Annotated in this window: 27 protein-coding genes and 3 riboswitches; of the genes, 7 read left to right on the forward strand and 20 right to left on the reverse strand. The window is 55.7% G+C overall.

Annotated features, from left to right (window positions below; genetic code table 11):
• Window positions 1–16: 16 nt before the first annotated feature.
• Together V3851_RS09065 and V3851_RS09070 are read right to left on the reverse strand one after the other, a co-directional pair.
• Window positions 17–331: a DMT family transporter gene (locus V3851_RS09065; RefSeq protein ID WP_331846202.1), complete on the reverse strand. Its 315-nt coding sequence runs from the start codon at window positions 329–331 to the stop codon at window positions 17–19.
• Window position 332: 1 nt separating this feature from the next.
• The gene (locus V3851_RS09070; RefSeq protein ID WP_331846203.1) at window positions 333–671 is read right to left on the reverse strand and encodes a DMT family transporter; all 339 of its coding nucleotides are present in this window, start codon (window positions 669–671) and stop codon (window positions 333–335) included.
• Between the two features lie 111 nt (window positions 672–782).
• A riboswitch (guanidine-I (ykkC/yxkD leader) is annotated at window positions 783–889 on the reverse strand.
• Between the two features lie 176 nt (window positions 890–1,065).
• Here V3851_RS09070 and namA point away from each other — a divergent pair.
• From namA to V3851_RS09085, 3 genes are all read left to right on the forward strand, one after another.
• Window positions 1,066–2,073, forward strand: coding sequence for an NADPH dehydrogenase NamA (gene namA / locus V3851_RS09075; RefSeq protein ID WP_331846204.1), 1,008 nt, complete (start codon window positions 1,066–1,068; stop codon window positions 2,071–2,073).
• Window positions 2,074–2,230: 157 nt separating this feature from the next.
• Window positions 2,231–2,980, forward strand: coding sequence for a futalosine hydrolase (locus tag V3851_RS09080; RefSeq protein WP_331846205.1), 750 nt, complete (start codon window positions 2,231–2,233; stop codon window positions 2,978–2,980).
• Window positions 2,977–3,810: a 1,4-dihydroxy-6-naphthoate synthase gene (locus V3851_RS09085; protein ID WP_331846206.1), complete on the forward strand. Its 834-nt coding sequence runs from the start codon at window positions 2,977–2,979 to the stop codon at window positions 3,808–3,810. The genes V3851_RS09080 and V3851_RS09085 overlap by 4 nt, the downstream gene beginning before the upstream one ends.
• Before the next feature lie 296 nt (window positions 3,811–4,106).
• Here the strand turns inward: V3851_RS09085 and V3851_RS09090 are convergent, their stop codons facing one another.
• From V3851_RS09090 to V3851_RS09100, 3 genes are all read right to left on the reverse strand, one after another.
• Window positions 4,107–4,991: a radical SAM/SPASM domain-containing protein gene (locus tag V3851_RS09090; protein ID WP_331846207.1), complete on the reverse strand. Its 885-nt coding sequence runs from the start codon at window positions 4,989–4,991 to the stop codon at window positions 4,107–4,109.
• Window positions 4,992–5,076: 85 nt separating this feature from the next.
• Complete coding sequence (gene fosB / locus V3851_RS09095) at window positions 5,077–5,496, reverse strand: metallothiol transferase FosB (RefSeq protein WP_331846208.1); 420 nt, start codon at window positions 5,494–5,496, stop codon at window positions 5,077–5,079.
• A gap of 78 nt (window positions 5,497–5,574) precedes the next feature.
• The gene (locus V3851_RS09100; protein WP_331846209.1) at window positions 5,575–6,645 is read right to left on the reverse strand and encodes a DUF4183 domain-containing protein; all 1,071 of its coding nucleotides are present in this window, start codon (window positions 6,643–6,645) and stop codon (window positions 5,575–5,577) included.
• Between the two features lie 194 nt (window positions 6,646–6,839).
• Here V3851_RS09100 and V3851_RS09105 point away from each other — a divergent pair, with 194 nt between their 5' ends.
• Together V3851_RS09105 and V3851_RS09110 are read left to right on the forward strand one after the other, a co-directional pair.
• Complete coding sequence (locus tag V3851_RS09105; protein WP_331846210.1) at window positions 6,840–7,253, forward strand: DUF4183 domain-containing protein; 414 nt, start codon at window positions 6,840–6,842, stop codon at window positions 7,251–7,253.
• Window positions 7,254–7,381: 128 nt separating this feature from the next.
• Window positions 7,382–8,461: a hypothetical protein gene (locus tag V3851_RS09110; RefSeq protein WP_331846211.1), complete on the forward strand. Its 1,080-nt coding sequence runs from the start codon at window positions 7,382–7,384 to the stop codon at window positions 8,459–8,461.
• Window positions 8,462–8,548: 87 nt separating this feature from the next.
• On the opposite strand, the gene rpoD is transcribed toward V3851_RS09110, so the two are convergent.
• The 3 genes from rpoD to V3851_RS09125 all read right to left on the reverse strand — a co-directional run bounded on the left by rpoD (window position 8,549) and on the right by V3851_RS09125 (window position 10,538).
• Window positions 8,549–9,445, reverse strand: a complete 897-nt coding sequence (gene rpoD, locus V3851_RS09115) for an RNA polymerase sigma factor RpoD (RefSeq protein ID WP_331846212.1) — start codon at window positions 9,443–9,445, stop codon at window positions 8,549–8,551.
• A gap of 258 nt (window positions 9,446–9,703) precedes the next feature.
• Complete coding sequence (locus V3851_RS09120; protein ID WP_331846213.1) at window positions 9,704–10,342, reverse strand: DsbA family oxidoreductase; 639 nt, start codon at window positions 10,340–10,342, stop codon at window positions 9,704–9,706.
• 40 nt (window positions 10,343–10,382) lie between these two features.
• Window positions 10,383–10,538 (reverse strand): hypothetical protein, encoded by a 156-nt coding sequence (locus V3851_RS09125; RefSeq protein ID WP_331846214.1) that lies wholly within the window; start codon window positions 10,536–10,538, stop codon window positions 10,383–10,385.
• A gap of 352 nt (window positions 10,539–10,890) precedes the next feature.
• On the opposite strand from V3851_RS09125, the gene V3851_RS09130 reads away from it, so the two are divergent.
• The gene (locus V3851_RS09130) at window positions 10,891–11,805 is read left to right on the forward strand and encodes a hypothetical protein (protein ID WP_331846215.1); all 915 of its coding nucleotides are present in this window, start codon (window positions 10,891–10,893) and stop codon (window positions 11,803–11,805) included.
• Between the two features lie 61 nt (window positions 11,806–11,866).
• Here the strand turns inward: V3851_RS09130 and V3851_RS09135 are convergent, their stop codons facing one another.
• The 7 genes from V3851_RS09135 to V3851_RS09160 all read right to left on the reverse strand — a co-directional run bounded on the left by V3851_RS09135 (window position 11,867) and on the right by V3851_RS09160 (window position 20,677).
• The gene (locus tag V3851_RS09135; RefSeq protein ID WP_331846216.1) at window positions 11,867–14,182 is read right to left on the reverse strand and encodes a histidine kinase; all 2,316 of its coding nucleotides are present in this window, start codon (window positions 14,180–14,182) and stop codon (window positions 11,867–11,869) included.
• A gap of 17 nt (window positions 14,183–14,199) precedes the next feature.
• Entirely contained in the window at window positions 14,200–14,829 is a 630-nt protein-coding gene (kdpC, locus tag V3851_RS09140) for a potassium-transporting ATPase subunit KdpC (protein WP_331846217.1), read from the reverse strand.
• Between the two features lie 58 nt (window positions 14,830–14,887).
• Window positions 14,888–16,918, reverse strand: coding sequence for a potassium-transporting ATPase subunit KdpB (kdpB, locus tag V3851_RS09145; RefSeq protein WP_331846218.1), 2,031 nt, complete (start codon window positions 16,916–16,918; stop codon window positions 14,888–14,890).
• Window positions 16,919–16,936: 18 nt separating this feature from the next.
• Complete coding sequence (gene kdpA / locus V3851_RS09150; protein WP_331846219.1) at window positions 16,937–18,616, reverse strand: potassium-transporting ATPase subunit KdpA; 1,680 nt, start codon at window positions 18,614–18,616, stop codon at window positions 16,937–16,939.
• Between the two features lie 36 nt (window positions 18,617–18,652).
• Entirely contained in the window at window positions 18,653–18,730 is a 78-nt protein-coding gene (kdpF, locus tag V3851_RS26955) for a K(+)-transporting ATPase subunit F (RefSeq protein WP_414859287.1), read from the reverse strand.
• Window positions 18,731–18,784: 54 nt separating this feature from the next.
• Window positions 18,785–19,201, reverse strand: coding sequence for a hypothetical protein (locus tag V3851_RS09155; RefSeq protein ID WP_331846220.1), 417 nt, complete (start codon window positions 19,199–19,201; stop codon window positions 18,785–18,787).
• 116 nt (window positions 19,202–19,317) lie between these two features.
• A riboswitch (cyclic di-AMP (ydaO/yuaA leader) is annotated at window positions 19,318–19,500 on the reverse strand.
• Between the two features lie 104 nt (window positions 19,501–19,604).
• Window positions 19,605–19,852, reverse strand: a riboswitch (cyclic di-AMP (ydaO/yuaA leader).
• Window positions 19,853–20,026: 174 nt separating this feature from the next.
• A complete protein-coding gene (locus tag V3851_RS09160; protein WP_331846221.1) occupies window positions 20,027–20,677 on the reverse strand; it encodes a bifunctional 4-hydroxy-2-oxoglutarate aldolase/2-dehydro-3-deoxy-phosphogluconate aldolase in 651 nt (216 codons plus the stop codon).
• 122 nt (window positions 20,678–20,799) lie between these two features.
• Between V3851_RS09160 and V3851_RS09165 the strand changes: the two genes are divergently transcribed.
• Window positions 20,800–21,495 (forward strand): metal-dependent hydrolase, encoded by a 696-nt coding sequence (locus tag V3851_RS09165; RefSeq protein ID WP_331846222.1) that lies wholly within the window; start codon window positions 20,800–20,802, stop codon window positions 21,493–21,495.
• A gap of 75 nt (window positions 21,496–21,570) precedes the next feature.
• On the opposite strand, the gene V3851_RS09170 is transcribed toward V3851_RS09165, so the two are convergent.
• From V3851_RS09170 to V3851_RS09190, 5 genes are all read right to left on the reverse strand, one after another.
• On the reverse strand, window positions 21,571–22,797 hold the full coding sequence (locus V3851_RS09170) for an MFS transporter (protein WP_331846223.1): 1,227 nt from the start codon (window positions 22,795–22,797) through the stop codon (window positions 21,571–21,573).
• 121 nt (window positions 22,798–22,918) lie between these two features.
• A complete protein-coding gene (gene pulA / locus V3851_RS09175) occupies window positions 22,919–24,892 on the reverse strand; it encodes a type I pullulanase (protein WP_331846224.1) in 1,974 nt (657 codons plus the stop codon).
• Window positions 24,893–25,004: 112 nt separating this feature from the next.
• Window positions 25,005–25,613: a TVP38/TMEM64 family protein gene (locus V3851_RS09180; RefSeq protein WP_331846225.1), complete on the reverse strand. Its 609-nt coding sequence runs from the start codon at window positions 25,611–25,613 to the stop codon at window positions 25,005–25,007.
• A complete protein-coding gene (locus V3851_RS09185) occupies window positions 25,610–26,155 on the reverse strand; it encodes a GNAT family N-acetyltransferase (protein WP_331846226.1) in 546 nt (181 codons plus the stop codon). Before V3851_RS09185 ends, V3851_RS09180 begins: the two co-directional genes overlap by 4 nt.
• Complete coding sequence (locus V3851_RS09190) at window positions 26,136–26,429, reverse strand: antibiotic biosynthesis monooxygenase family protein (RefSeq protein ID WP_331846227.1); 294 nt, start codon at window positions 26,427–26,429, stop codon at window positions 26,136–26,138. The genes V3851_RS09185 and V3851_RS09190 overlap by 20 nt, the downstream gene beginning before the upstream one ends.
• Window positions 26,430–26,528 lie beyond the last annotated feature (99 nt).

Consider the following 26,528-nt stretch of genomic DNA (forward strand, 5'->3'; position numbering starts at 1 on the left):
TCTTCCCCTTTTCCCTTTATGCCGTTAATTTCAGCCCTACGGAAGCGGCCAGGATAATAGCTATAAACAAGAGCCGACGCTTATCCTTGGACTCCCCGTATATAAACATGCCGACCAGCGTGCTTCCTACGGTGCCCATGCCGGTCCAAACCGCGTAAGCGGTCCCCATGGATATGGATTTCATCGCGACCGACAACAGCCCCAAGCTTAGGACGAACCCGCCGATCAGCATCGCAAACGAGGCAAAATCCCTCGACTGGTTCAACCGGTTGATTCCGGCCACCCCGATTACTTCCCCCAAACCGGCCAACACAAGTAGTACCCATGCCATATTAATGCCCCTCCTTCGCTTCCGGCTCCGCGGTGACGATCTTCAAGCCGATGACCCCTACAAGCAGCAGCAGGATCAATAACAATTTGACGATGCGGAACGGTTCGCCGAACAGCAGCATCTCCGCCGCCACCGTTCCGGCGGTGCCGATTCCGGTAAACACCGCATAAGCCGTCCCGACCGGCAGGTTTTTTGTCGAGCGAATGAGCAAATAAGTACTGAGTACAAGGGAAATTACGGTTAAGCCCCATGTCCAGGCGTTATGCGCATGCTTAAGCCCGCTAACCCAGCCGATTTCCAAAAGTCCGGCGATCCAGATGTAATTCCAGTTGCGGTTCATGTTTCTCTCCTCCTTGTTTCTAAGCCGAAAAATTATCTCTAGTTTCGCACGGCGGCGCGTACGAAATACGACCGCAAAGCAAAATGCCCGGGAAGATATCCGACGCCGATATCCTCCCGGGCTTTTATCCCTCCGTGCACACGGAATCAATGATCCGCGCGTCCCCTCTCGGACCAGGACCGGCGATACTCCGCCGCGGAACCCTAGGGAACAAAGTGCCTTTTATTCTACACGATCGGGTTTCAGGGGTCAAGATCGCGGAATCAATTTCAAAAAGTGTGAAAAGTTTATGTGGATTGCACCGGTCCGGCTTGTGCCAGAAAATGGTTTGATCTAACATAGAGGTTAGGGTTAGAAAATATGAAAATATAGTGAGAGAAGGAGAGAAACGAACATGAACAAACTTTTTTCGCCGTTTACCATAAAGAACGTCACTTTGAAAAACCGGATCGTCATGTCCCCGATGTGCATGTATTCCTCGCCTAATGAGGACGGCAAAGTAGCGGATTGGCACCGGGTTCACTATGCCACCCGCGCCGTCGGCGGCGTCGGGCTGATCGTCGTTGAAGCGACAGCCGTGCTGCCGGAAGGCCGGATCTCCTATCGCGATCTTGGCATTTGGAGCGATGAACATATCGACGGCTTGAAGGAGGTTACCGACCTTATCCACCAAAACGGCGCCAAAGCGGCCATTCAGTTGGCCCATGCCGGCCGGAAAGCCGAGTTGAATGAAGATATTTTCGCCCCTTCGGCGATTCCGTTCCCGGAGATGAAAACGCCGAATGAAGCGGATGAGGCTTATATTAACGGCGTGGTGAATGCGTTCAAGGAAGGAGCCCGCCGGGCCAAGGCGGCCGGATTCGATATAATCGAACTCCACGGAGCGCACGGTTATCTGATTAACCAATTCCTGTCTCCTTTAGCCAATAAACGGCAGGATTCATACGGAGGCAGAGCTGAGAACCGGTATCGTCTGTTAGGGGAAATCATCGACGCGGTCAAGACGGTATGGGACGGTCCGATCTTCGTCCGCGTCTCCGCCAATGAATATAACGAGAACGGCAATTCGCTGGAACAATACATTGATTACGCCCGCAAGATGAAAGTGCAGGGCGTCGATCTGATCGACGCCAGCTCCGGCGCCGTGGTCCCTGCCAAAATCGATATATTCCCGGGCTATCAGGTGGGGCTGTCCGAAAGCATCCGCCGCCAAGCCGGGATCGCGACCGGCGCCGTAGGACTGATCACGAACGCGGCCCAAGCGGAAGAAATTCTCGGCAACGGACGCGCCGACCTGGTATTTCTCGGGCGGGAGCTGCTGCGGAACCCATATTGGGCGCTGAATGCCGCCAAGGAGCTCGGCGCCGAGATCGATCGGCCGAAGCAGTACGGACGCGCTTGATTCCGATGAGATCGGAGCGGCAATACGCTTATATTCGAGAAAAGACACCTTTGAAGGTGTCTTTTCGTTTGGGCGGCGGCTTCTTTCTACCCCAAGGGTTGGAAATCCGCCCGGAGAACTTTATAATTTGATAAGGAACCGCTAAGGAGTTGGCAAGATGACGACAGATAGAATCGACAAACACAATACGCTCGGATCGGACAAGCGGGTGCTGATCATGACCGCGGTCGAGGCCGAGCGGGACACCGTGCTGCGCGGGCTTGAGCTGGGCCGCGTACAAGCCGGCGGCGCTTCGGGCGGCCGGCCGCGGGAACCGCTGGCCGTCGACGTGCGGCTGGCCGGCGTCGGGCCTGTGCTCGCGGCGGCGTCCACGGCGGCGGAGCTCGCGGCGGCCGGCGGCGCGTACGGCCTCGTGATCAGCGCCGGCATCGGCGGCGGCTTCGCACCGGTCGCGCCGGTCGGCTCGCTCGTCGTCGCGAGCGAGCTCATCGCCGCCGACCTCGGCGCCGAGACGCCGGATACGCCGAACGGCTTCTCCGGCGTGGACGAGCTCGGCTTCGGCTCCGCGCGCATACCGGCCGCCGCCCGCCTTGCCGGGCGCTGGACGGCGGCGCTTCAAGCCGCCGGGCTCCCGGCCTGCTGCGGGCCGGTGCTGACGCTGGCCACCGCCACCGGCACCGCCGCTACCGCCGCGCGGCTGGCCGCGCGCGTGCCCGGCGCGGCCGCCGAGGCGATGGAAGGCTACGGCGTGGCCGCGGCGGCCCACCGGCTGGGGCTCCCCGTTTTGGAAATCCGGGCGATTTCCAATATCGTCGGCCCCCGCGAACGCGAGAAATGGAAGATCGGCGAAGCTTTGCAGGCGCTCACGACCGCCTGCTCATTACTACCGGAGGTGCTGCAATCATGAATATCGCTTTTTCGCCTTGTCCCAATGACACTTTTGTATTCCATGCCCTGGTGCACGGGTTGATTCCCGGTGCTCCGGACTTTGAGGTCACTTACGCGGATATCGACATTACGAACGGCCTGGCGGCCGGAGAGAACGGTCCCGATATCCTGAAAATCTCTTACGCCGCCCTTCCCTGGGTGCTTGACCGGTACGCCCTGCTGCCTTGCGGCGGCGCGCTCGGCCGCGGCTGCGGTCCGCTCGTCCTGACGGCGGACGGCGCGGGCGGGGCCGAATCGCTCGCCGGCAAGCGGGTCGCGGTGCCGAGCGAACGCTCCACCGCCTATCTGCTGTTCCGCCTTTGGGCGGCACAGAATGTGCCCGGCGGCGTCGGAGAAATCGTCGTCATGCCGTTCGACGAAATCATGCCGGCCGTACGCGCCGGCTCCATTGACGCCGGGCTGGTCATCCATGAAGCCCGCTTCACTTACCAGTCCTACGGGCTGCACATGCTCGCCGATCTCGGCAATTGGTGGGAAGCGGACACCGGGCTTCCCATCCCGCTCGGCGCGATTATCGCCCGCCGTTCCCTTGACCTGGAGGCTATTTCCCGCTGGATTCGCGCCTCCGTGGAATACGCCTGGGCCCATCCGGAAGCATCGGCGGAATACGTCCTCGAGCATGCCCAGGAAATGTCCCCGGACGTGACGAAGGCGCATATTGACCTGTACGTCAACGATTACACCGCCGACCTCGGCGACGACGGGTATGCCGCGATCACGGCGCTGCTGGACCGGGCCGCCCGCGAGGGCCTGGTGCCGGAATTCGACCTGTCGCTTTTAAGAAAGTAACTTTGGATACCAAAAAAACAAACAACCTGCGTCTGACGTGATCGGACGCAGGTTGTTTTTGATTATGAAAATGGAATTTTAGCGGACATATAGGCCGTTATTTCGTAATAGATCGCGGTATATGTGAACTAACGGACATAAACGCCCTTATTTGGCCGGTTTTCGGCGTAAAATGGGGATTCGTGCTAAATAGCGGCACCGGTGTCCGATATGTCTTGTAAAACACAGGATTTCTCCTAATAACGGCTCTGATGTCCACTGCGATTCCGCTTTCGTATGCAAACGCCTACCCTACTTCACGCTCCGCCGCCGAACCGCTGGCGATACCCGCATTTGCGGCACAGCTCCTCGACCGCCACCCGCCGGGAAAATCCGTCGTACAGCCGGTTGGCCCGCTCGCCCTCGACGATCTCCGAGAACGGCGTCTCGTACACGTTGCCCAGATTGATCACCCCTTCACCGTCCAGGCAGCACGGAATGACCGTGCCGTCGACGAGGATTCCGGCCTGATTGCGCAGCGCATGGCAAAACCCATGGCCATCGTCCTCCGGCGCTTTTAAATCCGGCCAATCGAACTCGTGATCCTGATTCAGGTAGATCCGTTCAGCCAGTTTGACTCCGCTGCCCGGCACGACTTTTTCTTCAATCCGGTAATCCAGTCCGAATTCCCGCTCGATCATCGCCAGCGTCGCCCGGTTGCGGCTCCGTTCCTGGTTCGTCTCATTGTCCTTCGTCAGATTCCAGAGGCGGAACGACACGATCATTTCGGAGACCGCCGTCGCTTCCCTGACAAAAGACAAAATATTGCCGATATACCCCTCCCTGTCCGTGGAACCCTCGTGACCGTCAAAACTGTGCAAGGAAAAATTCATCTGCCGAAGCGCCGGCTTGCCGAGCAGCTTATGCGCATTTTTGCTGATCAAGGTGCCGTTCGTCGTAATATTGACCTTAAACCCTTTCTCATGGCTGATGTCCAGAAGCTGATCGATTTTGGGATGGAGCAGGGGCTCCCCTTTGACGTGAAAATAGATGTAATCGGTATGAGGCTTGATATCGTCGAGAATTTTACGAAAATCGTCGATTTGAATAAACTTGGCCTGTCGCTGAGTCGGCGGGCAGAAGCTGCATGCCAGATTGCAAATGCTGGTGGTTTCGATATAAAACTTTTTGAACTTTTTCATGAATGCGGTAAACCTGCTTTTCTACAAATTTATTTTAGATTTAAAATAATTGTATCTTATTTTCGCGAAACTCCCAACCGCTAATTCAATCGAAAAATTGCATATGCGGCTTGTCCGCCTTATAGTATTGCATGCGGTCTTGCAGGGTTCCGGTGTGAAATTCGAACATATGGCCGTCGGGGTCCAGGAAATAAACGGACTTCCGATCCCGTTCATCCCGCGTCCGTCCCGGCAGAATCTCCGCGCCGGCTTCTTTAAGCCGCTCGACCCAGTGATCCCACGCTTCTTCTTCGACCGAAAAGGCGATATGGGTATATGTACGGGCTTGCTGACTGCGGTCGATATTCTCCGTGTTCAAAGCGAGCCAAAGACCGTCCAGATCAAAATAAGCCAATGCCCTGCCCTTGACCAGTAATTTGGCGCCAAAGACATGCTCGTAGAAAGCGATCGACCTGTCCAAATCCGATACGGAAAAGCAAAAATGGTTGATTCCTTGAAGCTTCATGCGGTAGTTTCCTCCGTGTCTTTCAAGGCCGGTAAAACCGGGAGCTTAATCCCGGCTTCTCCGGCCGTAATCTAGTTTCTATGACGCCACTACACTCATTTCTACATTTTCGATAATGATGGGAGTCCCTGCGTATATGATATCCGAGCCGAGATCCATCGTCAAAGCGGTCGGGCTGATCTTATACAGACTGCCCTCCTGCATCATGCCGTTCAAATACAAATTTGAATAGCCGCTTGGGGATAACCCTTCATAAGCCATTACCGGGTTGCCCTCGTCATCCGTAAACTGGCTCGCTTCGAGGACAACGACTGACTGTAGATCTTCATCCGTTATATAAAAATAGCGATAAGCGGTCGGCACAATCATAAAATCGACGGGCCCCGGCGGTCCGGGAGGCCCTTCGGGTCCCATTGGACCCTGCACGCCCTGCTCCCCTTGGGGTCCTTGTGCCCCTGCAGGCCCCTCCGGTCCCATTGGACCCTGCACGCCCTGCTCCCCTTGGGGTCCTTGTGCCCCTGCAGGTCCCGCCGGCCCCATGAGGCCCGGCACACCTTGCTCTCCTTGCTCTCCTTGCTCTCCTTGCGGGCCCTCCGGCCCAGCCGGTCCCATCGGGCCCGGCACGCCTTGCATCCCTCGGAGGCCTTGCGGACCCTCCGCTCCTTGCGGCCCGGCGGAGCCCGGCGCTCCCTCCCGGCCAGCCTCTCCAGCCGGACCATGCAACCCTTGCTCCCCCATGGGCCCCTTGAGCCCTGGAAATCCTTGGAGCCCCTGCAGGCCTTGCGCTCCTTGAGTTCCTTGCGGCCCTTGCAGGCCCTGCGTTCCGGGCGGACCTTGTTCGCCACGCTCTCCGTTCGCTCCCTGATGGCCTGCCGGGCCTTGCCATCCGTCCGCCCCCGGCAGGCCGTCTAATCCCTGCGGGCCTTGTGGCCCCCGGCTTCCGGGCACGCCGGGTAGACCCGGAATGCCCGGGATTCCCGGAAGCCCGGGCTGTCCCCCCTCGCCCTTCGGACCGCGAGGGGCCGTGATGATCCGCCGCTTGCCCCCGGCCCGGCGGATTCGCCGGGTACGGTATCTGCGGCGGGGATAGCGGCAGGAGAGCCGCTTGGATTTCTTCTTTGCAGCACTTCTGGTTTTCCGTCTGGGCACATCTTCACCTCCATGCGCTTAGATTGCCTGCAATATCATATGTCGGTCATCCGGCTATGTAATAGACGAACTCCCCATTTTCCGCAAATCCGTTTTTAGAGGGAAGGACCGCCGTTTCATATGAAATAAAACAATCATTATATGTTATAGAATCGAGAATCGCCTCGATACCTTAGCCTTAGGAGGTGATATTAATGCCTGTTATCAAACCGTTTATTTCCGCCACCGCTTCTGCGCCCGTCGCCACCGGCGGGACAATCACTACCGCGATCACTCCGGCGACTACCCGTTATTTCGCCACCATCGATGGCGGCATGATCGGGGCTACGACAACCACGATCCCGGCGGGAAGCTTTGTGGACGACGCCGATGCCACGATTGCCGCGCTTCCGGCTTTGGGCGCCAGCGACTATTTCAACGTCTATATTAATGGTGTTCTCCAACAAGCTTCGTTATCGACGTTGTCAACCGCCAGCTTGGTATTGGCCACGGTCGATCTTATCCCGGGAGTTCCGGTTCAATTGGAAGTTTCCAGCTTTGCGGGGGTAACCTCCGACATTACGACGCAGCCGACGATTTCCGCTCCCACAATCACTATCGTTATGTAATCGCCAAAGATCCGGCCCGGCAAGGGCCGGGTCTTGCCATGTCCGGAGAGATTTCATCCGGCTCGGCTTTTGCAACCTTTTCCCGCTCAGCATAGAATAAAGCAAATCCATGGAAAAGGTGATGCCACTTGGCGAGTTTTCGCAAAGCGTATTTGCTCAAGCAGCGTTACGCTGCCCGCATGCTGAAGCAGCGGGGTATTCACGGCGTGGGAGTAGGCTATAAAGATCCGGCCAAACCGTATAAAGGCGCGGCCGTCATTGTATATGCCGATAAAGCCGTCTCCACCGCATCCTCAAAAGTGCGCCGCAAGGTAAGACCCCAAACCGTCCCTATTCCCACAGCATTAAAATCAAAAGTGCCCGTCCGGGTGATCCGTTCCTGCAAATTTCGCAAGAACGGGCTGGAAACCACCCGTTTCCAAAGGCGGATCCGTCCGGTCATCGCCGGATACAGCGTCGGCACGCCCGATGTCTCAGGCACCGCTGGATTAATCATCAGCGACAAAAAGCGGCCGAACAGCCGGTACATTCTGAGCAACAACCACGTGCTCGTCAATAACAATTCCGCAAGGCCCTCCGTGACACTGCAGCCGGGCGGAGCCGACGGCGGAACGGTCAAGCGGGATACGGTCGGCTTTGTAAACCGTTTTGTCAAGCTGCGGAAGAACCGCCCCAACTTTCTGGACGCGGCCATTTCAAAGCCGCTTCGCCGCAACCTGCTCTTCCCCGCTTACGCTGTATACGGTAAAGTACCCGGCTTCGTCCGCACCTATAAAATCGGGGACCGGTTCAAAAAGGTAGGCCGGACATCGGGAATCGTGACGGGGAAGGTAGAATCGCTTCATACCGATATTCAAGTCGATTACGGCGATTACGGCAATCTCGGGACGATCACCTTCAAGAATCAGAGCGTTATCCGCGGCAAACGCCCCGTTTCGCTCTCCGGCGATTCCGGCTCCGTCTGGCTGACCCGCCGCGGAAACTTGGCGGCGGCCGTCAACTTTGCCGGTTCCGACGGAGGGCACCTGTCCATCGCTTACCCGGTCGAGTGGTTCATGAAAGTGTTCGGCACCCGGGTCGCCCGTGCCGGCAAATGCTCTCTCGCGTCGCCCGGTCGCGGGAGCAAAAGAAAATTCCACTGCGTGCATCCGTTGTCCGCAAAGACGGTGAAAATGCTCCGTCCCCGCAAATGCCGATCGCGCGCTTAGGGCGAAAATAAAAAGAGAACCTTCCCCGCGTAACAGGCGACCGGCCTGACGGGAAGGTTCTCTCTCTATTTTAAAACATGCCTCGTTTTATTCCATAAAATCCTTCAGCCGTTTACTGCGGCTCGGATGTCTGAGCTTCCGCAAGGCCTTGGCTTCAATTTGCCGAATCCGTTCGCGGGTGACTCCGAACTCCTTGCCCACTTCCTCCAAGGTCCGGGTTCGCCCGTCATCCATCCCGAAGCGCAGGCGAAGTACATTCTCCTCGCGTTCGGTCAGCGTATCGAGCACTTCTTCAAGCTGTTCCTTGAGCAGCTCGTAAGCGGCCGCTTCGGCCGGAGCCGGCGCATCATGATCCTCAATAAAATCGCCCAGATTCGAATCGTTTTCCTCGCCGATCGGCGTCTCCAAGGAAACCGGTTCTTGCGCGATTTTCATAATTTCACGCACTTTTTCCGGGGTAAGATCCATTTCTTTGGCAATCTCTTCAGGCGTCGGCTCACGGCCGATTTCCTGCAGCAGTTGCCGGGATACCCGGATCAGCTTGTTGATCGTCTCCACCATATGCACGGGAATCCGGATCGTTCTGGCCTGATCGGCGATCGCTCTTGTAATCGCTTGGCGAATCCACCAAGTAGCATAAGTACTGAACTTGAAGCCCTTGGAGTAGTCGAATTTCTCAACCGCTTTGATCAGACCCATATTGCCTTCCTGGATCAAATCAAGGAAAACCATCCCGCGTCCGACATACCGGCGGGCGATGCTGACAACGAGCCGCAGGTTGGCTTCGGCCAATCTCCGCTTGGCTTCTTCATCACCTTTCTCGATTCGTTGCGCCAGCTCGATTTCCTCATCGGCGGACAGGAGCGGCACACGCCCGATCTCTTTCAAATACATCCGGACCGGATCATCGATCTTGACGCCAGGAGGCAACGTCAGGTCGTCCGTAAAATCAAGTTCATCGCGCTTTGTCAAATCTTCTGTCATGGCTTAGACCCCCACCCTAATAAATGGAAAACAATATCCTGATTTTTCTCTAACGACGGCATTACTCTATTTGACAAATTAGTGCTATTATGCTATTATAAAATCAATGTTGAAATGGTTAGCCCTTTGATTTGACTATCCGTCATTTTAACATATATAATGTGATTTTTCAAGACCTTTATCAACTGGAAATTAACGCTGATCCGTAATGGACCAGCGTTTTTTAGTTTGTTATTGTTGCCATTCTGTCAAAAAATATTACTTTTGTTGATCCCAGGCCTGCTGGAGCCCGTTTTGGAAAACCTCGAGCGGTTGGGCCCCGGAAATCGCGTATTTCCGATCCAGCACAAAGAAAGGTACACTGCGAATCCCCAGTTCCGCTGCGAATTGCTCGTCCTGCCGCACTTCCTCGCCGAAGGCGTCCGAGGCAAGCATACTGCGGATCTCTTCACCGTCCAAACCGACGCCCTGTGCAAGAAAAATGAGCGTATCCGGATCGCCGATATGCAAGGAATCGGTAAAATAAGCTTTAAACAGCCGCTCGGTCATCTCCGCCGCTTTTCCCTGTTTCTCCGCATAGCGGGTAATCCGGTGCGCGTCAAACGTATTGGTCGGAATCATTGTATCGAACCTGTAAACGAGCCCTTCACCCGCGGCCTGCTCCGAGACGCGTTCATTAGCGGCCTTGGCCTCCTCGATCGACATCCCGTATTTAGCCGCCAAAATTTCATGCATACTGGATTTGACTTCCTTCGGGGAGGAAGGATCCAGTTCAAAGCTGCGGAACACCACTTCAATCTCCTCTTTAAACGGAAGCTGCTCCAACGCTTTCTCAAACCGTCTTTTTCCGATATAGCAAAAAGGACAGGCATAATCCGACCAAATTTCCACTTTCATCAATTAATAGCCTCCTAACGAAAAATCCTAAATGATGGCTTTAACGGATTAGTCCGAGCTCCCTTGCTTGCTGCTCCGTCAATATGAACTGCTCCGTTTCCCAAACCTCGTCATCGGCCGAAATTCCGAACATGCTCATAACCTTGGTCCAGATTCCTTTTTCGACCGCTTCACTCTGGGTAATGATGATCTTCATATCCTAGGGTAAGACCTCCTCCCCTATTGGGTACCAGCCGGATTCCATTTTAACAGATTTGGCTTCCTTACGTACAGACACTGTAACCTCGGAGTTTTATTAGCGTGTCCGAAACGGGAATTTTAAATTCTTTAATAAATGGTTCCATAGTCCTATGTCATGTTTCGTCATTAATGACGAATAAATGATTGTAACCCATTCTTTAGTCATAATTATTTTTTGTTTCCAGGAAGGAAGAGATGCGGCCAAAGTTTGAGACTCCTCGTTTTTTAGTCATTCGCTGTTCCTAGTCCCCTTTTGTTTGTATTTACCCAATTTTTATACCTAACTATCTAAAGGAGTGTACTTCTTAGTGAAAACCGGCACCCATCTCCGCCAATCTCTTGTTCTCATTGCTTGCTTGATAACTTTCTCCTTATTCGGAAGCCTTGCCGTCCATGCCCAGGATAACGGAACTACGTATCCGGACTCGGTCAGAAGCACCTGGCTTTGGCATACGCAGCTTATTCAAACCCAGCCCGACGAACTGCTGGATTTCTCCGCATCCCAGGGAATCGATATTATTTATTTGCAAATCAGCACAAAAGTCGGGCTTGATTCCTATAAAAGCTTCATTTCCGAAGCCAGTGCGAAAGGAATTGAAGTTCACGCGCTGAACGGAGCACCCGACTGGGCGCTGTCCTACGGGAAACCGAAGCTGGAATCGTTCATTAAATGGGTGGCGGATTATCAAGGAACGGCGGCACCCGCAGAACAATTCCATGGCATCCAAGTCGATATCGAGCCATACCTGCTTCCGGAGTGGAAATCCGATATGAACGGCACAGTCCGCCAGTGGCAGGAAAATGTCGAGTTTCTGAAGGGGCTTGCGGAGCCTCTGGATCTTCCGCTTTCCGCCGCGCTTCCGTTCTGGCTCGACAATTATAAGGTCCCCGAAGGCGATCAGACCTTGAGCACCTGGATGATTTCGCGTTTCGATTCCGTGACCCTGATGTCCTACCGCGACAATGCCGCCGCCATCTACAACGCGGCCAAGAGCGAACTCCTCGACGGCGAACGGCTGGGTAAGAAGGTCCATACCGGGGTGGAAACAAAACCGTCCTCGGAGGGCGATTTCATCACCTTCTATGAAGAAGGCAGCGAAGTATTGAATGAACAGCTCGCCCAGTTGGAGCAGCTGGCTTCCGCGCACTCCTCCTTCGGAGGCATTGCCGTCCATGACCTCGTAGGGTGGATGGATCTGGTGAAACGGGGAGACTCGCTGTAATAAAAGTCCCCGCAAAGGTTCGGTCAGGCTTTAAGAGCCTAGCCACCCTTTGCGGGGTTATTTATTGGGCACGGGACACAATCAGACAATCCCGCAATGTGGAATTGTAAATGAGTCGCGGCGTGACGGAACGGGAATAGCCCAAACGGCGAAGGCGTAATTTTCGCGGCTGCCCCATAATGAGCTGGGTCGCGCCAAGCTCCTCCGCTCTGGCCAGCAGCTTATCGGCAATCTCCCGCCGCGCCTTGCAGTACAGCAAATCGAATTGTCCGCCGAGCCGCTCGGTCAATTTTTTCAGTTTTTGCACGTCCGGCCGTTCGCCGGCCTCACCCCCGGAGGTCCCAACGAAGGCGACATGCCATTCCGCCTTCAGTCTATAGGCCAGCCGGAATCCGTGACGGATGATCCGTTCGGCGCTCGGCCCCAGGTCCACGCAAACGAAGATCAGTTCTTTTCTTCGCCACGGTCCGCGCAGCGAATTGCTTCTGTCCCACGATTCCAGGCGCTCGTCGACATCGTCGGCGATTTCTCTCAGCGCCAGCTCGCGAAGCGCGATCAGATTGCCGATCTTGAAGAAGGATTGCAGCGCCTGTTCCACTTTGGCCGAAGCGTAGATCTTGCCCTCACTGAGTCTCTGCTGCAGCATTTGCGGTGTTACGTCGATCAGCTCCACCTCATCGGCCCGCCGGAGCAGCTCATCGGGTACCGTTTCCCTGACTCTCACCCCCGTAACCTGCTCCACCGCATCATTCAGACTCTCCAAATGCTGTACGTTTACCGTTGTGATGACCGAAATCCCGGCCTGCAATATCCGCAAAATATCCTCGTAGCGCTTCCTGTGCGGACTGCCCGGAATATTCGTATGCGCCAGCTCATCGACCAATACAAGCTCCGGACCGCGACGGAGGATAGCCTCCGTGTCCATTTCTTCCAGCAGCACCCCCTTATATTCCACGTTCCGCCGAGGAACAACCTCAAGCCCGCCGAGCTGCTCCAACGTCTCCTTGCGCCCGTGAGTTTCAATCAGTCCGACCACCACATCCACACCTTTGCCTTTGAGCACGTTTCCTTCCCGCAGCATCGTGTACGTCTTGCCGACCCCCGGGGCGGCTCCGATATAGACCTTGAAGCTGCCCCCTCTCATTCGTTCGGCTTGCTGCGTCATTTCCGCCGCGGAAGATCTGCGGAACGTTTTCCCCGCTTCTCCTTCATCGGCTCTTCTGCGGACCGGCATGATCCGCTCCCCTTCCGCATCGGCCGAATCGGCCATAAGGAACAGGTCGGTATGGGTCAGCTTCCGTAAAAGACCGTCGATGACCGAGCCTTTCCGCCATTGCTGCATCCGGCTCATCTTGGAATGCCCCATCACAATCCGCGTGACCCCAAGCCTGGAGGCCAGACCGGCCAGCTTATCCGGCAAGCTCCGCCGCCCGGTCAGCGGCCATTCATGAAATTCGGCGCCGATTTTCCGGCATAATTTGACGACCGAGCGCTTAAAGGATTCCTGCTCCTTCGTTAATTTGGATCCGGGCCTCGTGAAGCTGGCGACGAACAAATCGCCGCCCAGCCGCTTGGCAATCTGCTGGCCCCTCCGGATGTATACCGACGCGTTCCAATGGTATTGCACCGCGACAAGAATCCGTTCCGTCGCGCCCGATGGCCCGAGCAGGCCTTCCGCTTCGCGGTGGCGGTTGAGCAGATCGTTGACGCCTTCCGCCACCAGCCGAAGCGACAGCTCGCGCAATACGGCAAGATTGTCCCGCCTGCAGATCGAGGGATGGACCGCGTCGCCCAGCGATCCGTCCTCGATCCGCTTCATGACCGTCTCCGGCGCAACGTCGATCAGGCGGACCTCGTCGGCCAAATCCAGCGTATGCGGAGGGACGGTCTCCTCTACCATGATTCCGGCCCGCCGGAGCGCGAATTCATCCGCCCCCGCCAGCTCGTAAGCGTTTATGGTGGTGATCACGCTGATGCCGTGTTTAAGCAAGAATAAAATATCTTCCAGCCGGGTCGCAAATTTGGCCCCCTTCCGGTTGCGGTGAGCCAAATTGTCGACCAGCAATACTTCGGGATCCCGCTTAATAAGCTCCTCTAGCGGCAGGTCCTTCCTCTCCCGGCCGTCTTTCTGCCAGTGAATGCTGGGGATTCTCTCCAGCCCCTCCAGCTGCTGCACCGTTTCCGGGCGCCGCGATGTCGTGACCGCACAGATCACGACATCGATGCCGCGCGCCTTAAGCAGCTGCCCCTCCAGCAGCATATGATACGTCTTGCCTGTTCCGCTGGCTGCGCCGACCAGTATTTTGAATTTTCCCCGCCGGAGCCGTTCGATCGATTCGAGCAGTTCCTCCGGCGTTTTTCTTCGATAGGTCGTCATTTATGAAGCTTCTCCAATCATGGATTCAGTTCGGCGATTTTTTGTTGCAAAGCCAAGTTAAGCTTGAGCACATTGATCCGCGGCTCGCCGAACACACCCCAATCTCGGCCTTCCGTAGCGTCCCCGACCAAGGCTTGCAGCTCGGCTTCCGGAAGTCCGGTAAGGCTGCTGATCCGCGGAATCTGCACTGCGGCGGATTTCGGCGAGATATGCGGATCAAGCCCGGAACCGGAATTGGTGATCAAATCGACGGGCAGTGAGCCGACGGGCACCTCGGGATTGTTCGCCGTCCAACTGTTCGCCGATTCCTGCATCCGCTCGATCAACTCGGGATAGGAGGGCGCGTAGTTGTTGGAGCCGGAGGCATCGGCATTGTAGTCGATGCTCGATACGCGCCCCTGAAACAGCTTCGGATCGGTGAAGGACTGGCCGATGAGCTCGGAGCCCACGATGATCCCCTCATCGTCCTTCACCAGACTGCCATTAGCCTGAGAAGGGAACAACAGCTGAGCCAGGCCCGTGCTGGCCAGCGGATATATAATGCCGCAAAGCAGGATCAGAATCAGGCTGAACCGCAGCGCGGCCCAAAGAGTGGAACCGGTGAACACCAGCAAAGAATCGCTTTTTGTATCTGTGTCCTGAGTCATGAAAACAACTTCCTTTCGGTGATTGGGATAATCGGCCTTTTGGCCGGTCTAGTAACGATTAAATCCATAAATGAACGATCAGATCGATCAGCTTGATTCCGATAAAGGGCGCGATGACGCCGCCAAGACCGTAAACCAGCAAATTCCGCGACAACAGCCGCTGCGAGCTCATCGGTTTATACGTAACGCCGCGCATCGCCAGCGGGATCAGCAGCGGGATGATGACCGCGTTGAAGATCAGCGCCGACAACACCGCCGACAACGGCGACCCGAGCCCCATAATATTTAGAGCGTTCATTTCGGGAACGGCCAGCATAAACATGGCCGGAATAATGGCAAAGTATTTGGCGATATCGTTGGCGATACTGAACGTGGTCAGCGCCCCGCGCGTCATCAGGAGCTGCTTGCCGATCGCGACCACCTCGATGATCTTCGACGGATCGGAGTCCAGATCGACCATGTTGGCCGCTTCTTTGGCCGAGACGGTGCCGCTGTTCATCGCCAAGCCGACATCGGCTTGGGCCAGTGCCGGCGCGTCGTTCGTGCCGTCGCCGGTCATCGCCACCAGCTTGCCCTGCGCCTGCTCGCGGCGGATGACGGCGATTTTGTCCTCCGGCTTGCTCTCCGCGATATAATCGTCGACGCCGGCTTCCCGGGCGATCGTTGCGGCGGTCAGCGGATTGTCGCCCGTACACATAATCGTCTTGATCCCCATTTTCCGCAGCTGCTCAAAACGTTCCTTCATTCCCGGCTTCACCGTATCCTTCAAATAAATAACCCCGAGAATGCGGTTATCGACCGCCACCGCAAGCGGCGTACCGCCCTCGGAGGCGACGCGGCTCGCCTTTTGCTCCAAATCGGCGGGAATGACGCCGCCATCGGAGAGAACCCATTCCCGGACGGCATCCACCGCGCCTTTTCGCACCCGCCGGCCGTCCTTAAGATCGATCCCGCTCATCCGGGTCTCCGCCTGGAACGGAACAATCCCGCCGCCATCGGCTAAACCCCTATCGAATCCGAATCCTTTCGTTTTCGCATAGTCGATGACGGAGCGCCCTTCCGGCGTATCGTCCTGCAGCGATGAAACCGCGGCCCATGCGGCCAGATCGCTTTCCTTCTCTTGACCGACTGCAATAAATTCGGAAGCCATCCGGTTTCCGTAAGTGATCGTACCGGTCTTATCGAGGATCATCGTATTGATGTCCCCCGCCGCTTCCACCGCCTTACCGGACATGGCGAGCACGTTGAACCGGGTAATCCGGTCCATCCCCGCGATCCCGATCGCCGACAGCAGCCCGCCGATCGTCGTCGGAATCAGGCAGACCAGAAGCGACACGAGCACGGGAATTTCCAGATGAATGTTCAAATAATCCGCCATCGGCTTCAGGGTGACGACCACGATCAGGAAGATCAGCGTCAGCACGGTAAGAAGCGTGCTTAGCGCGATTTCGTTCGGCGTTTTTTGCCGCTGCGCCCCTTCCACGAGCGCGATCATGCGGTCGATGAACGACTCGCCGGGATCGCTTGAAATCCGCACGACGATCCGGTCGCTCACGACGAGCGTACCGCCGGTCACCGAGCTGAAGTCGCCGCCGGCCTCTTTGATGACCGGGGCGGATTCCCCCGTGATCGCGGATTCATCGACGGACGCGATCCCTTCGATGATTTCCCCGTCGCCGGGGATCATCTCTCCTTGCGCGACGACGACGATATCGCCCTTGCGCAGCTCGCTTGCGGCAACGGACTTGACATGGCCGCCGACAAGCTTATTCGCGGTCACGTCCTTTTTCGTTTTTTTCAAAGAATCGGCCTGCGCTTTGCCCCGGCCCTCGGCGAGCGCTTCGGCAAAGTTGGCGAACAGCATCGTAACCAGCAGAATCAAAAATACCGATAAATTAAAGCCGAATCCGCTCCGCGAGCCAAAGAATCCCGGAAACAGCAGGAGCAGCAGCACGAGCACCATGCCGATTTCCACCACGAACATCACGGGATTTTTCATCATTGTGACCGGGTTCAATTTGACCAGGCTATCCAGCATCGCCTTGCGTATAATCGGCCCTGATAACTTTCCTTTTCGTTTGTCGGACATTCTAAACCCCTCTTTTCGCTATCCTAATGTCAAGAATTCAGCTACAGGCCCCATCGCGATCGCCGGCAGAAATGTCAGCGCGCCGATCAGCAGCACGGTTCCGATCAATATGCCGGCGAACAGCTTATTGTCGGTTTTCAGCGTCCCGATCGTTTCCGGCACCGGTTCCTTGCTCATCAAAGACCCCGCCACTCCCAACAGGGCGATGATCGATACGTATCGGCCGAAGAGCATGACCAGTCCGGTAGTTATATTCCAGAATGGCGTATTGTCGGCTAATCCTTCAAAGCCGGACCCGTTGTTCGCGGCCGATGAAGTATATTCGTACAGCACCTGGGTTAATCCGTGGAATCCCGGGTTTGTAACCGCGCTGTACCCCAAATCGGTGATCAGACTGACCGCGGTCGGCACCAGAATGATAAACGGGTGGACCAAAATCGCGATCGCAATCAGCTTCATTTCCTTCGCTTCGATCTTGCGCCCCATAAATTCCGGAGTGCGCCCGACCATCAGACCGCAGATAAATACGCCAAGGATGGCATACATGATCATGTTCATTAACCCGACGCCTTTGCCGCCGAAAACGACGTTCAGCATCATTTGCGCCAGCGCGGCGAGCCCGCCGAGCGGCGTCAGCGTATCGTGCATATTGTTGACCGACCCTGTCGTGGCCGCCGTCGTGACCGTTGTAAACAATGAAGAGCCGGCGATGCCGAAACGGACTTCCTTCCCTTCCATGCTTCCCTGCGAGGCGTCGATATCGAGCACTTCCAGCGCCGGGTTCCCCGCTTTTTCGGAGAAGTAAACCGTGGATAGGAAGACCAGGAACAGAATCATCATCGCCGAGAAAATGACCCAGCCTTGTTTTTTGTTCTTGGCGAACAGCCCGAACGTATACGGCAGGGCGGCGCCAAAAACCCACATCGACCATATTTCGACGGCGTTGGTCAGCCCGTTCGGATTCTCAAACGGATGGGCCGAGTTGACGCCGAAAAATCCGCCGCCGTTCGTGCCGAGATGCTTGATCGATTCCAATGAAGCGACCGGCCCCACCGCAATCTTCTGCACAGCGCCTTCCAGCGTTTGCACCGTCAGCGTCGGGTCCAGCGTCTGCGGGACCTGCAGCGCCACGAGTACTAAAGTGACGAGTAAAGCGGCGGGCAGAAAGACGCGAACATGCGCTTTAACCAAATCCTCAAAAAAATTGCCGACCGTGCTCCCCCGCCGGGTCAACCCGCGGATGAAAGCCATCGCCGCGGACAAGCCGGTCGCGGCCGAGGTAAACATCATCATCGTGATGACCGCCATTTGCGAGAAATAGGACAGCGCCGATTCCCCGCTGTAATGCTGCAGGTTCGTATTCGTCATAAAGCTGATGACCGTATTGAACGCCAGCGTCGGCTCCATCGCTTCCATCTTGTTCGAATTCAGCGGCAGAACCTGCTGTATCCGCAAAATCAAATAACTGACCGCGATCAGCGCGAGGTTGGTCGCTATCAGACTGAATCCGTATTTTTTCCAGCTCATTCCTTCGAGGCGTTTGTATCCCGCCACTTTATAAATAAATCGTTCAATTCCGCCGAATATTTTGTCGGTCCGATTCGGTTCTCCTGAAAAAACATAATATAAATAAGTGCCTACCGGCTTCACCAGTAGGACGATCACTCCGATTACTATGAGCATTTGCAAAAAATCCATCGGGATCCCCCTCAAGTATTGGACTAAAAGGTTAAGTCAAAATTTCTCCGGATGAAGCAAGGCATAGACGAGATACAGAAACAAAAACAGTATAACGATGCCGACCACCATCATGGCGTGTTCCCTCTCTTTCCGAAATCATATAGATTTTCAGCATGACAGTTCTCCCTACTCCTCTTCGTTATCCGGAAGGCCGTTCGCCAGAAATCCCACCTCGCCTGTGGCGGAGTGGATGATATAGGTGGCTCCCAGCCCCTTGTATATCATCCGCGGATGGCGGTGCGGCGAAATGACGATTACCGGCCCGGTCGTCCACCGGCGGCATAATTGCAAATACCTGCAGGTCAAAGTCAAGCTCGTTTCAAAAATAAAGGCGCATTTAAACGCATATTCAGGGATCACCCAAGTTTTTTCCTCATCCGTTTTTACCCGGATGATTCCGGTTGCGCCAAGCTTCCCGGCCTGCTGTTCGTCGGCTTTGTTGTTGACCAGAACGACAACCTTCCGCCCACGGGAAACAAGCAGCAGTGCAAAATTCCGGCCGGCCCTGTTCGGAGCGGCCACGAGTATACAATCATCCTCCACGATTCTTCCTCCTTCAATGTGGAGAGCAAGGCGCAAAAAAAGCCGCAGGAAAGGAAGAACCCTTCCAAGCGGCTTCGACGCACGGCAAAATAAGCCGTGGTCAGCTTTATGGCGGTTGCTTCTCTCCTTACGCTTGCGAGGTTAGCTGCCGGATTCGGGCGTGAGAGTCGCCCTACGCCGGAAGACGATAGCCTTCCCGGCGATTCACCCCAATGAAACATCTTGGCCCATATGTTCGGGCCCCTGGTTTCGGTGGTTCCCCCGTTTCCGAAAAACTCGGAATTCAGCGAAAAAATGCTTGTTATTGCAAAAATGTTTCATTTTATTTTCATTTTAGGCAATAAGAAACCACAGAGGCATAGAAGCGCTCTGTGGCCGGTAATGGTTGCGGTCGCAGTCACTCATCCTCTCTCCATCCACGCTTACGAAGTTAGCTGTCGGATTCGGGCGGTGAGAGTCGCCCTACCCGGACGAAAGATCCATGGCTTTCCGTCCGGGATTCACCCCAATTTCGTCCCCGCTTCAACTCTCACATTGAAGAAGTGAACGAAATACACGGCCGCTTATGGTGAAAATGTTCATCCAACCGCAGGCATCGTGTTTGGTGGTTCCCCCGTTTTCCCTTACCGGGAAATTCAGCGATCCAGATGGTGTTTATTTGTTATCATGGATTGAATCATAACTCCGGCCGGAGTTACTGTAAAGTCATACCACCGTCAAAAAGCCGCACCCGATGGCCGATAAATCGAATTCATTGCGCTTTCATGGAATTCGATCTCTTTAAATCGCGATATAGCTCGTTGATACTTTGAATTTCATTTCGCTTTAGGCTGTCACTTCATTATACGATTTTACGGCCCGAACCAAATCCGCCGCATTCTGCACGATCGTCTCGTACCGCCCTTCTCTAACCAGGGCCGGGTTCACCAAGTACCCGCCGAGTCCTACGGCCGTCGCTCCGGCGGACAGAAACTCGCGGATGTTATCCAGACGTACGCCGCCTGTTGCGAGCATAGGGATATGGCTCAGAGAGGCGCGGACCTCCCGCAAATATCCAACCCCCAGCGTCGCCATCGGGAACAGCTTGACGGCCGTCGCTCCCGCCTTCCAGGCCGCGATGATTTCCGTGGGCGTCATCGCCCCGGGAAACACGCCGATGCCCTGCGCAAGCGCGTAATCCACGACTTTCTCGTCGAGGTGAGGAGAAATCAGATACTCTGCCCCCGCTCTGACCGCCTCTTTCGCCGCCCCGAGGTCGAGAACCGTTCCAGCTCCGATCCGCATCCGCTCGCCGAATTTCTCGCGCCAGCTGTAGATCATGTCCAGAGCGCCTTCCGTATTCATTGTAACTTCCGTGAAAACGATACCGCCTCTCGACAGCGCCCCGGCGACGGCATCCCCCCGTTCCTTCGGTACGCCGCGCAAAATGGCGACGATCTTCTCTTCTTTAAGTCGGTCCAATAATGCAGATGTCATACCTTTCCTCCTTGGTACGTGATTATTTTCACTTTCTTTTCAACCCATCAACATATGACTTAAGGAGTCTATACCGATATAATAGAATGGAAACGCATAAATTGCCATAGGAGTGATCATTAATGAAGCTTACTTTTTTGGGACATGCTTCCGTGCACATCGATACCGGCGATGTCAGGCTGATCATCGACCCGTTTCTGACGGGAAATCCGGCGGCCGCGGTTCAAGCCGAAGACATCCGGGCGGATTACATTTTGCTCACCCATGGACATTCCGATCATATCGGCGATGCCGAAGCGATCGCCCGGCGGACCGGGGCTACGATCGTCGCGATCGTGGAGCTGGCCGACTTTTTCGCCGCCAAGGGCCTGAAGACCGTCGGCATGAATTTGGGCGGATCGTTCAATTTCCCGTTCGGCAAATTGACGTTCACCCCCGCGCTGCACAGCTCTTCGGTACAGGTTGACGGAACGAACATCTATCTGGGCGTGGCCGCCGGAATCGTGCTCGACCTTGGCGGGTTCGTCGTATACCATGCCGGGGATACCGCCTTGTTCAGCGATATGAAGCTGATCGGAGACCGCCGCCCGATCGACCTCGCCTTCCTGCCGATCGGCGATTTCTTCACCATGGGGCCCGAAGACGCGCTGACCGCCGCGGAATGGCTCCATCCGAAGCATGTCGTTCCCGTCCATTACAATACTTTCGGCGGCATTGCCCAGAACGGCGACGCCTTTGCCGCCGCGCTGCAAAAATCGGGAATCGTCGGGCATGCGCTTAAACCGGGAGAAAGCCTGGATACGGCCGATTTGAAATAAATAAACGCAAAACTCCACGGTTTCCCTGCTGCGGGAAGCGCCGTGGAGTTTTATTTTTGCTCATTCGTCCCTGATTTAGTCGATTAATTCCTTGCCCTTCGTTTCGGTGCCCAGCAGCAGAACGGCCACAGCGCCGATCAGGACCGTAATGAAGAAGATCCAAAAGATCGCGCCGATCGACACCTCGCGGGCCACGAGCATACCGACCAAATAAGGCCCGATGATGCCGCCGACCCGGCCGAAGGAAGCGGCAAGCCCCACGCCCGTGGAACGGACCCGGGTCGGATACAATTCCGGTGTGTACGCGTACATGCCGCCCCAAGCCCCCAAATTGAAGAAGGAGAGGCAGATCCCGGCCAGAATCAGCATGCCTTCGGTGGTGGCGTTGCCGAACCAGGCGGCGCTGGCCGCCGTCAGGAGCAAGTACACCACCAGGACGAATTTGCGGCCGAATTTCTCGATAAAATAGGCGGCCGTGAAATACCCCGGCAGCTGAGCCAGCGTCATGATCAGCACATATTCGAAGCTCTTTACCAAGCTGAAGCCTTTGAGCATCATCACGTTGGGCAGCCACAGAAACATGCCGTAATAGGAAAATACGACCGTAAACCATAGGATCCACAGCATGATCGTCGAGCGTCTGTGCGGGCGGCTCCATACCGAGACGAACCGTTCGCGGACGGTCAGCTTCTTCTCCCGGCTTTTCGCCATCTTCTCGAGATAACGCGGCGGATCTTGAATCGATTTGCGCAAATAGAGTGCGTACAGCGCAGGAATCGCACAAATCAGAAAGGCGGCCTGCCAACCGTAATCCGGAATGACAAAGTAGGCGATCAAGGCGGAAAGAATCCACCCGGCGGCCCAGAAGCTTTCAAGCAATACGACCATTCTTCCCCGGTCTTTGGCCGCCACGGACTCGGAAACCAGTGTCGAAGCCACCGGCAGTTCACCGCCGAGACCGAAGCCGGCGATAAAACGCAGCACGCACAGCATGGCAAAGCCGGTGGCGACCGCGGATAATCCGCTGGCGATGGAAAAAATCAGCAGCGTCCAAAGCAGTACCGCCTTGCGGCCGTACCTGTCGGCCATGATCCCGGCGATCGCCGCTCCGAACGCCATGCCGACCGAATTAATGCTCGTAAAAAAGCCGGTTTGCTGCGGCGTAAGACTCCATTCCGCCGCGAGCGCGGCTGCGATAAACGAAATGATGCCGACATCCATCGCGTCGAACATCCAGCTGAGGCCGGCGCTCACCAGCAGCTTGCGCTGCTTCGGCTTTGTCGCCGCTTCTGCAGTAGACATCTGTACTCCCCCACTCATCCTGATATATTCTCTTTATGCAATAGCTTGCATCTTATTTTAGCAAAAATGCTAGTCTTTTCTCACAAAAAATCACAGATCCTGTCGATCTGTGATCACGGGTTTACCAAACGGCCAGTACGATCATGCCGATCCCGTTTACGACGAGCTTCCCGGACGAACAATTCACGCCATCCGTCAAATCCTCTCCGAAAATAATCTGCCATTCCCCTAACTCCGGCAAGGGGAAAATGCACTTATCTGCTGCGGCATGATACAGAACATAAAGATGCCGCGCCCGATCCCCGCCGGCATGATCCCTAAGCGTGTACGCCACCGCGCGTTCCGCCGCGGGCTCGAACTTGAGATGCCTTTGGATCGCTTCCGCCGTCCTGAGCCGGAATGCGGGATGCTCCTTGCGGAGGACAATCAGACTCCTTACATACTCCACTTCATCCCGATATTCGGCGCGGCGGCCCCAGTCCAGGCGGTTTACCTCGGCCTGAGCGCGAAAGCTGTTGTCGAGACCGCCCTTAGTGCGGAGAAACTCCTGCCCGGCATGAAGAAACGGGATTCCCTGGCTGGTCAAGACGATGGCCGTAGCCAGACGGTGCATCCGCCTCCGTTCGGCATCGCCCGCCTTCGGTGCCGAATAAGCCAGCTTGTCCCAGAGCGTGTGATTGTCGTGGCATTCGGCAAAATTAACGGTCTGCGCCGGCTCTCGCGCAAAGCCGCGAATGTTCGCGTTAAAATGAATGCTGCCGGCCGCGCCGGTTTGAATTTCCCTCTCCAGCCCCGCCCGGCCGCTTATAAATCCCGGCTGCTCGGGAGTGAACACTTCCCCTTTCAGCGCATTGCGCAGCTCGCCGTTGAAATGGGCGATCCCCGGCATCCGCGCCGCCTGCAGAAGATTCGCCCGGCGTTCCGCGGGCAATTCGGTGTCCATGATCCAGCCCTCGCCGAGCAGGAGAATCGAAGGATCGATAGCATCCAATCGGCGGCGGATTTCATTCATCGTGTCCACATCCAGCAAACCCATCAAATCGAAGCGGAACCCGTCCACATGGTACTCGGCCGCCCAATAGACGACGGAATCGGCGATCAGTTTCGACATCATCGGCCGCTCCGACGCGCAGTCGTTGCCGCAGCCCGACCCGTTCGAGAACGTTCCGTCCGGCTTGTACCGCAAATAATAACCCGGGACAAGCCTGGACAAATTAGCGATATATCCATCATAGATATGGTTGTATACCACGTCCAGAATGACCCGCAGACCGTGGTCGTGCATGGCTTGGATGGCCCGCTTCAGTTCGGTGATGCGCAGCGCCGGGAGGAAAGGATCGCTCGCATAGGAACCCTCGGGCACATTATAATTTTTGGGATCGTAGCCCCAATTGTACTGATCCTTCCCTACACCGGTCGCGGTGCGGATTTCGTCCACGCTCGCCTTGGCGTAATCCTGGACAGGCAGCAATTGAACATGAGTAATCCCCAGCTGCTTTAAATAATCAAGTCCCGTAGGGAGATTCCCAGGGCCTCGGGTTCCGGTTTCGGCCAGGCCCAGGTATTGTCCTTTGTAGCGGATTCCGCTCTCGGGATGGACCGAGAAATCGCCGACATGCAGCTCGTAAATCACCGCGTCCGTAGGAGCGGCAAGCTGCGGCTTCTCCACCGTCCACCGCTCCGGATTCGTCTTCGTCAAATCCACAATTACCCCTCGGTCCCCGTTGACGCCCACCGCCTTGGCATACGGGTCCACCGCCTCGTTCCAGCTCCTCCCCACCCGCACATAATACGTATAGAACGTATTTTGCAGATCATGCTCCACCTCGGCCGCCCAAGTCCCGCACCGCTCCCTCGTCATGGGTAACTCCTCGTAATCGGGGCTGTCCCAGGCCGGATACAATCGGAGCCTCGCCTCGGAGGCGGTAGGAGCCCACAGCCGGAACGAGGTGCGCTCCGGGGTATAGAGCGCGCCGAGATCGTCGCCGTCATAACGGTACACTTCGTCAAATTCTTGTGAAAAAACGGAGATCCCCCCGGTTACGGCAGGATCTCCGTAGTCTGTTTCCATCTTTCTTTCCTGCTGAACTGCCAAAGCGGCTCCTCCCTCAAGGTAAAATCATGGTCACGAAAACTCATTTTCTAACATGAACCCTGAGCAGGCAGGTTATGCATGGCCGTCTGTCGGAGAAACCTAATGACGGAACTTAGGCGGTCATACCGCCGTCTTTTTTCATCATGGACCGTTGTCTCACAAAGAACAAAACGAGCAGCATCAGCAGGAACAAGACATACGACAAAATCAGCAAACGCAGGTCTTCCCCCGGAAATATAATCGATGCGCTGAGAATCCCGAACAGCCAAATGCTCGACAGGTTGCCGACGATATTGGACCAGGTATAGGAATGCGTCTTTAGGTTGGATACCGCCGACATGAATGAGATCAGATTATTCGGCATAATCGGAACCGTCCGCAAAAAGATTACGGCCCACACGCCGTAACGGTTCAGGCTCTGCTGCCAGCGTTCGTATTTTTGCAGCTTGGACAGCCATCTGCGGTTAAACCAGTCCGCAAACATAAATTTGCAAAGCAAATAGACGGCCATCCCGGCGACCGATCCGGCAATCCAACTGGCGAGCAGCCCGTTCATCACGCCCAGTACGGAGATGTTCAGCATGACGATCGTGGCGAAGGGAAAAAATCCGATCGTACCCTGCAATAAGGCAAGCGGAATCGTAATGAGCAGGATCCCGAAACCCTCGATGCCGGTGACCGCGAGCAGCCACCCGGTTATTTGTTCAATCCATTCGTTCAATGAAGCTCTTCTCCATCCGTTACGTTCTCGGATACCCGTTTCCCCAAAATGACCAAGTCTCGCTCCACGCCGTCCAGGTTCGCCACCCGCGGCAGAAACGCCCATTCTTCAAAACCGAATTTGCGCAGCAGAAACAGGCTGGGCTCATTATGGGCAAAGACGAAACCGAGCAGCGTTTGTACCCCGATCGCCGGGCAAGCCTCAAGAGCATGCTTCAGTAAAATGCTTCCGATTCCCTTGGATCGATAGTCGCTTGAAATATAAATGCTGATTTCCGCCGTGGCCCGATAGGCGGGTCTGCCGTAGAAAGACTGAAAGCTTAACCAGGCGACGATCTTCCCTCCGGACCGCATCACCCACAGCGGACGATAATCCGGGGAATGCTCCTCGAACCATCCAAGCCGGCTTTCGACGGTGATCGGTTCCAAATCGGCCGTGACCATCCGGCCGGCGATCGTTTCATTATAAATCGCCACGATCTCGCTTAAGTCTTCCGGCTTCGCGTCTTCGATCGTGTAGTCTTTAATTTCTGATTTGGACATAATGTTCCACCTTCGGGAAAGGATCATAAAAATGATGCAATAACGCTTTCCACTCTTCATATTGGGGCGATGTTCTAAAGCCGATCTCATGATCCTTGATTGAATCCCATTTTACAAACAGCATATATTTATCGGCCGTCTCCACGCATTTATGCAGCTCGTGACCGATATACCCCGGCATTTGCGCAATAATTTTGGAAGCTTTACGGAAATTGCTTTCAAAATCATTGATACAACCGGGTTTTACCCGCAGTTCGGCTACCTCTAGAATCATTGGATCATCCCCTCCGTTTTCTGATTATAGCATGGACCGGGCGCTTAATGAATCATATCGAAGAGGCGTTTTTCCGGATTGGCGGTTTCGTTCGGATGC

This window comes from Paenibacillus haidiansis, from assembly GCF_036553665.1.
Classification (GTDB): domain Bacteria; phylum Bacillota; class Bacilli; order Paenibacillales; family Paenibacillaceae; genus Fontibacillus; species Fontibacillus haidiansis.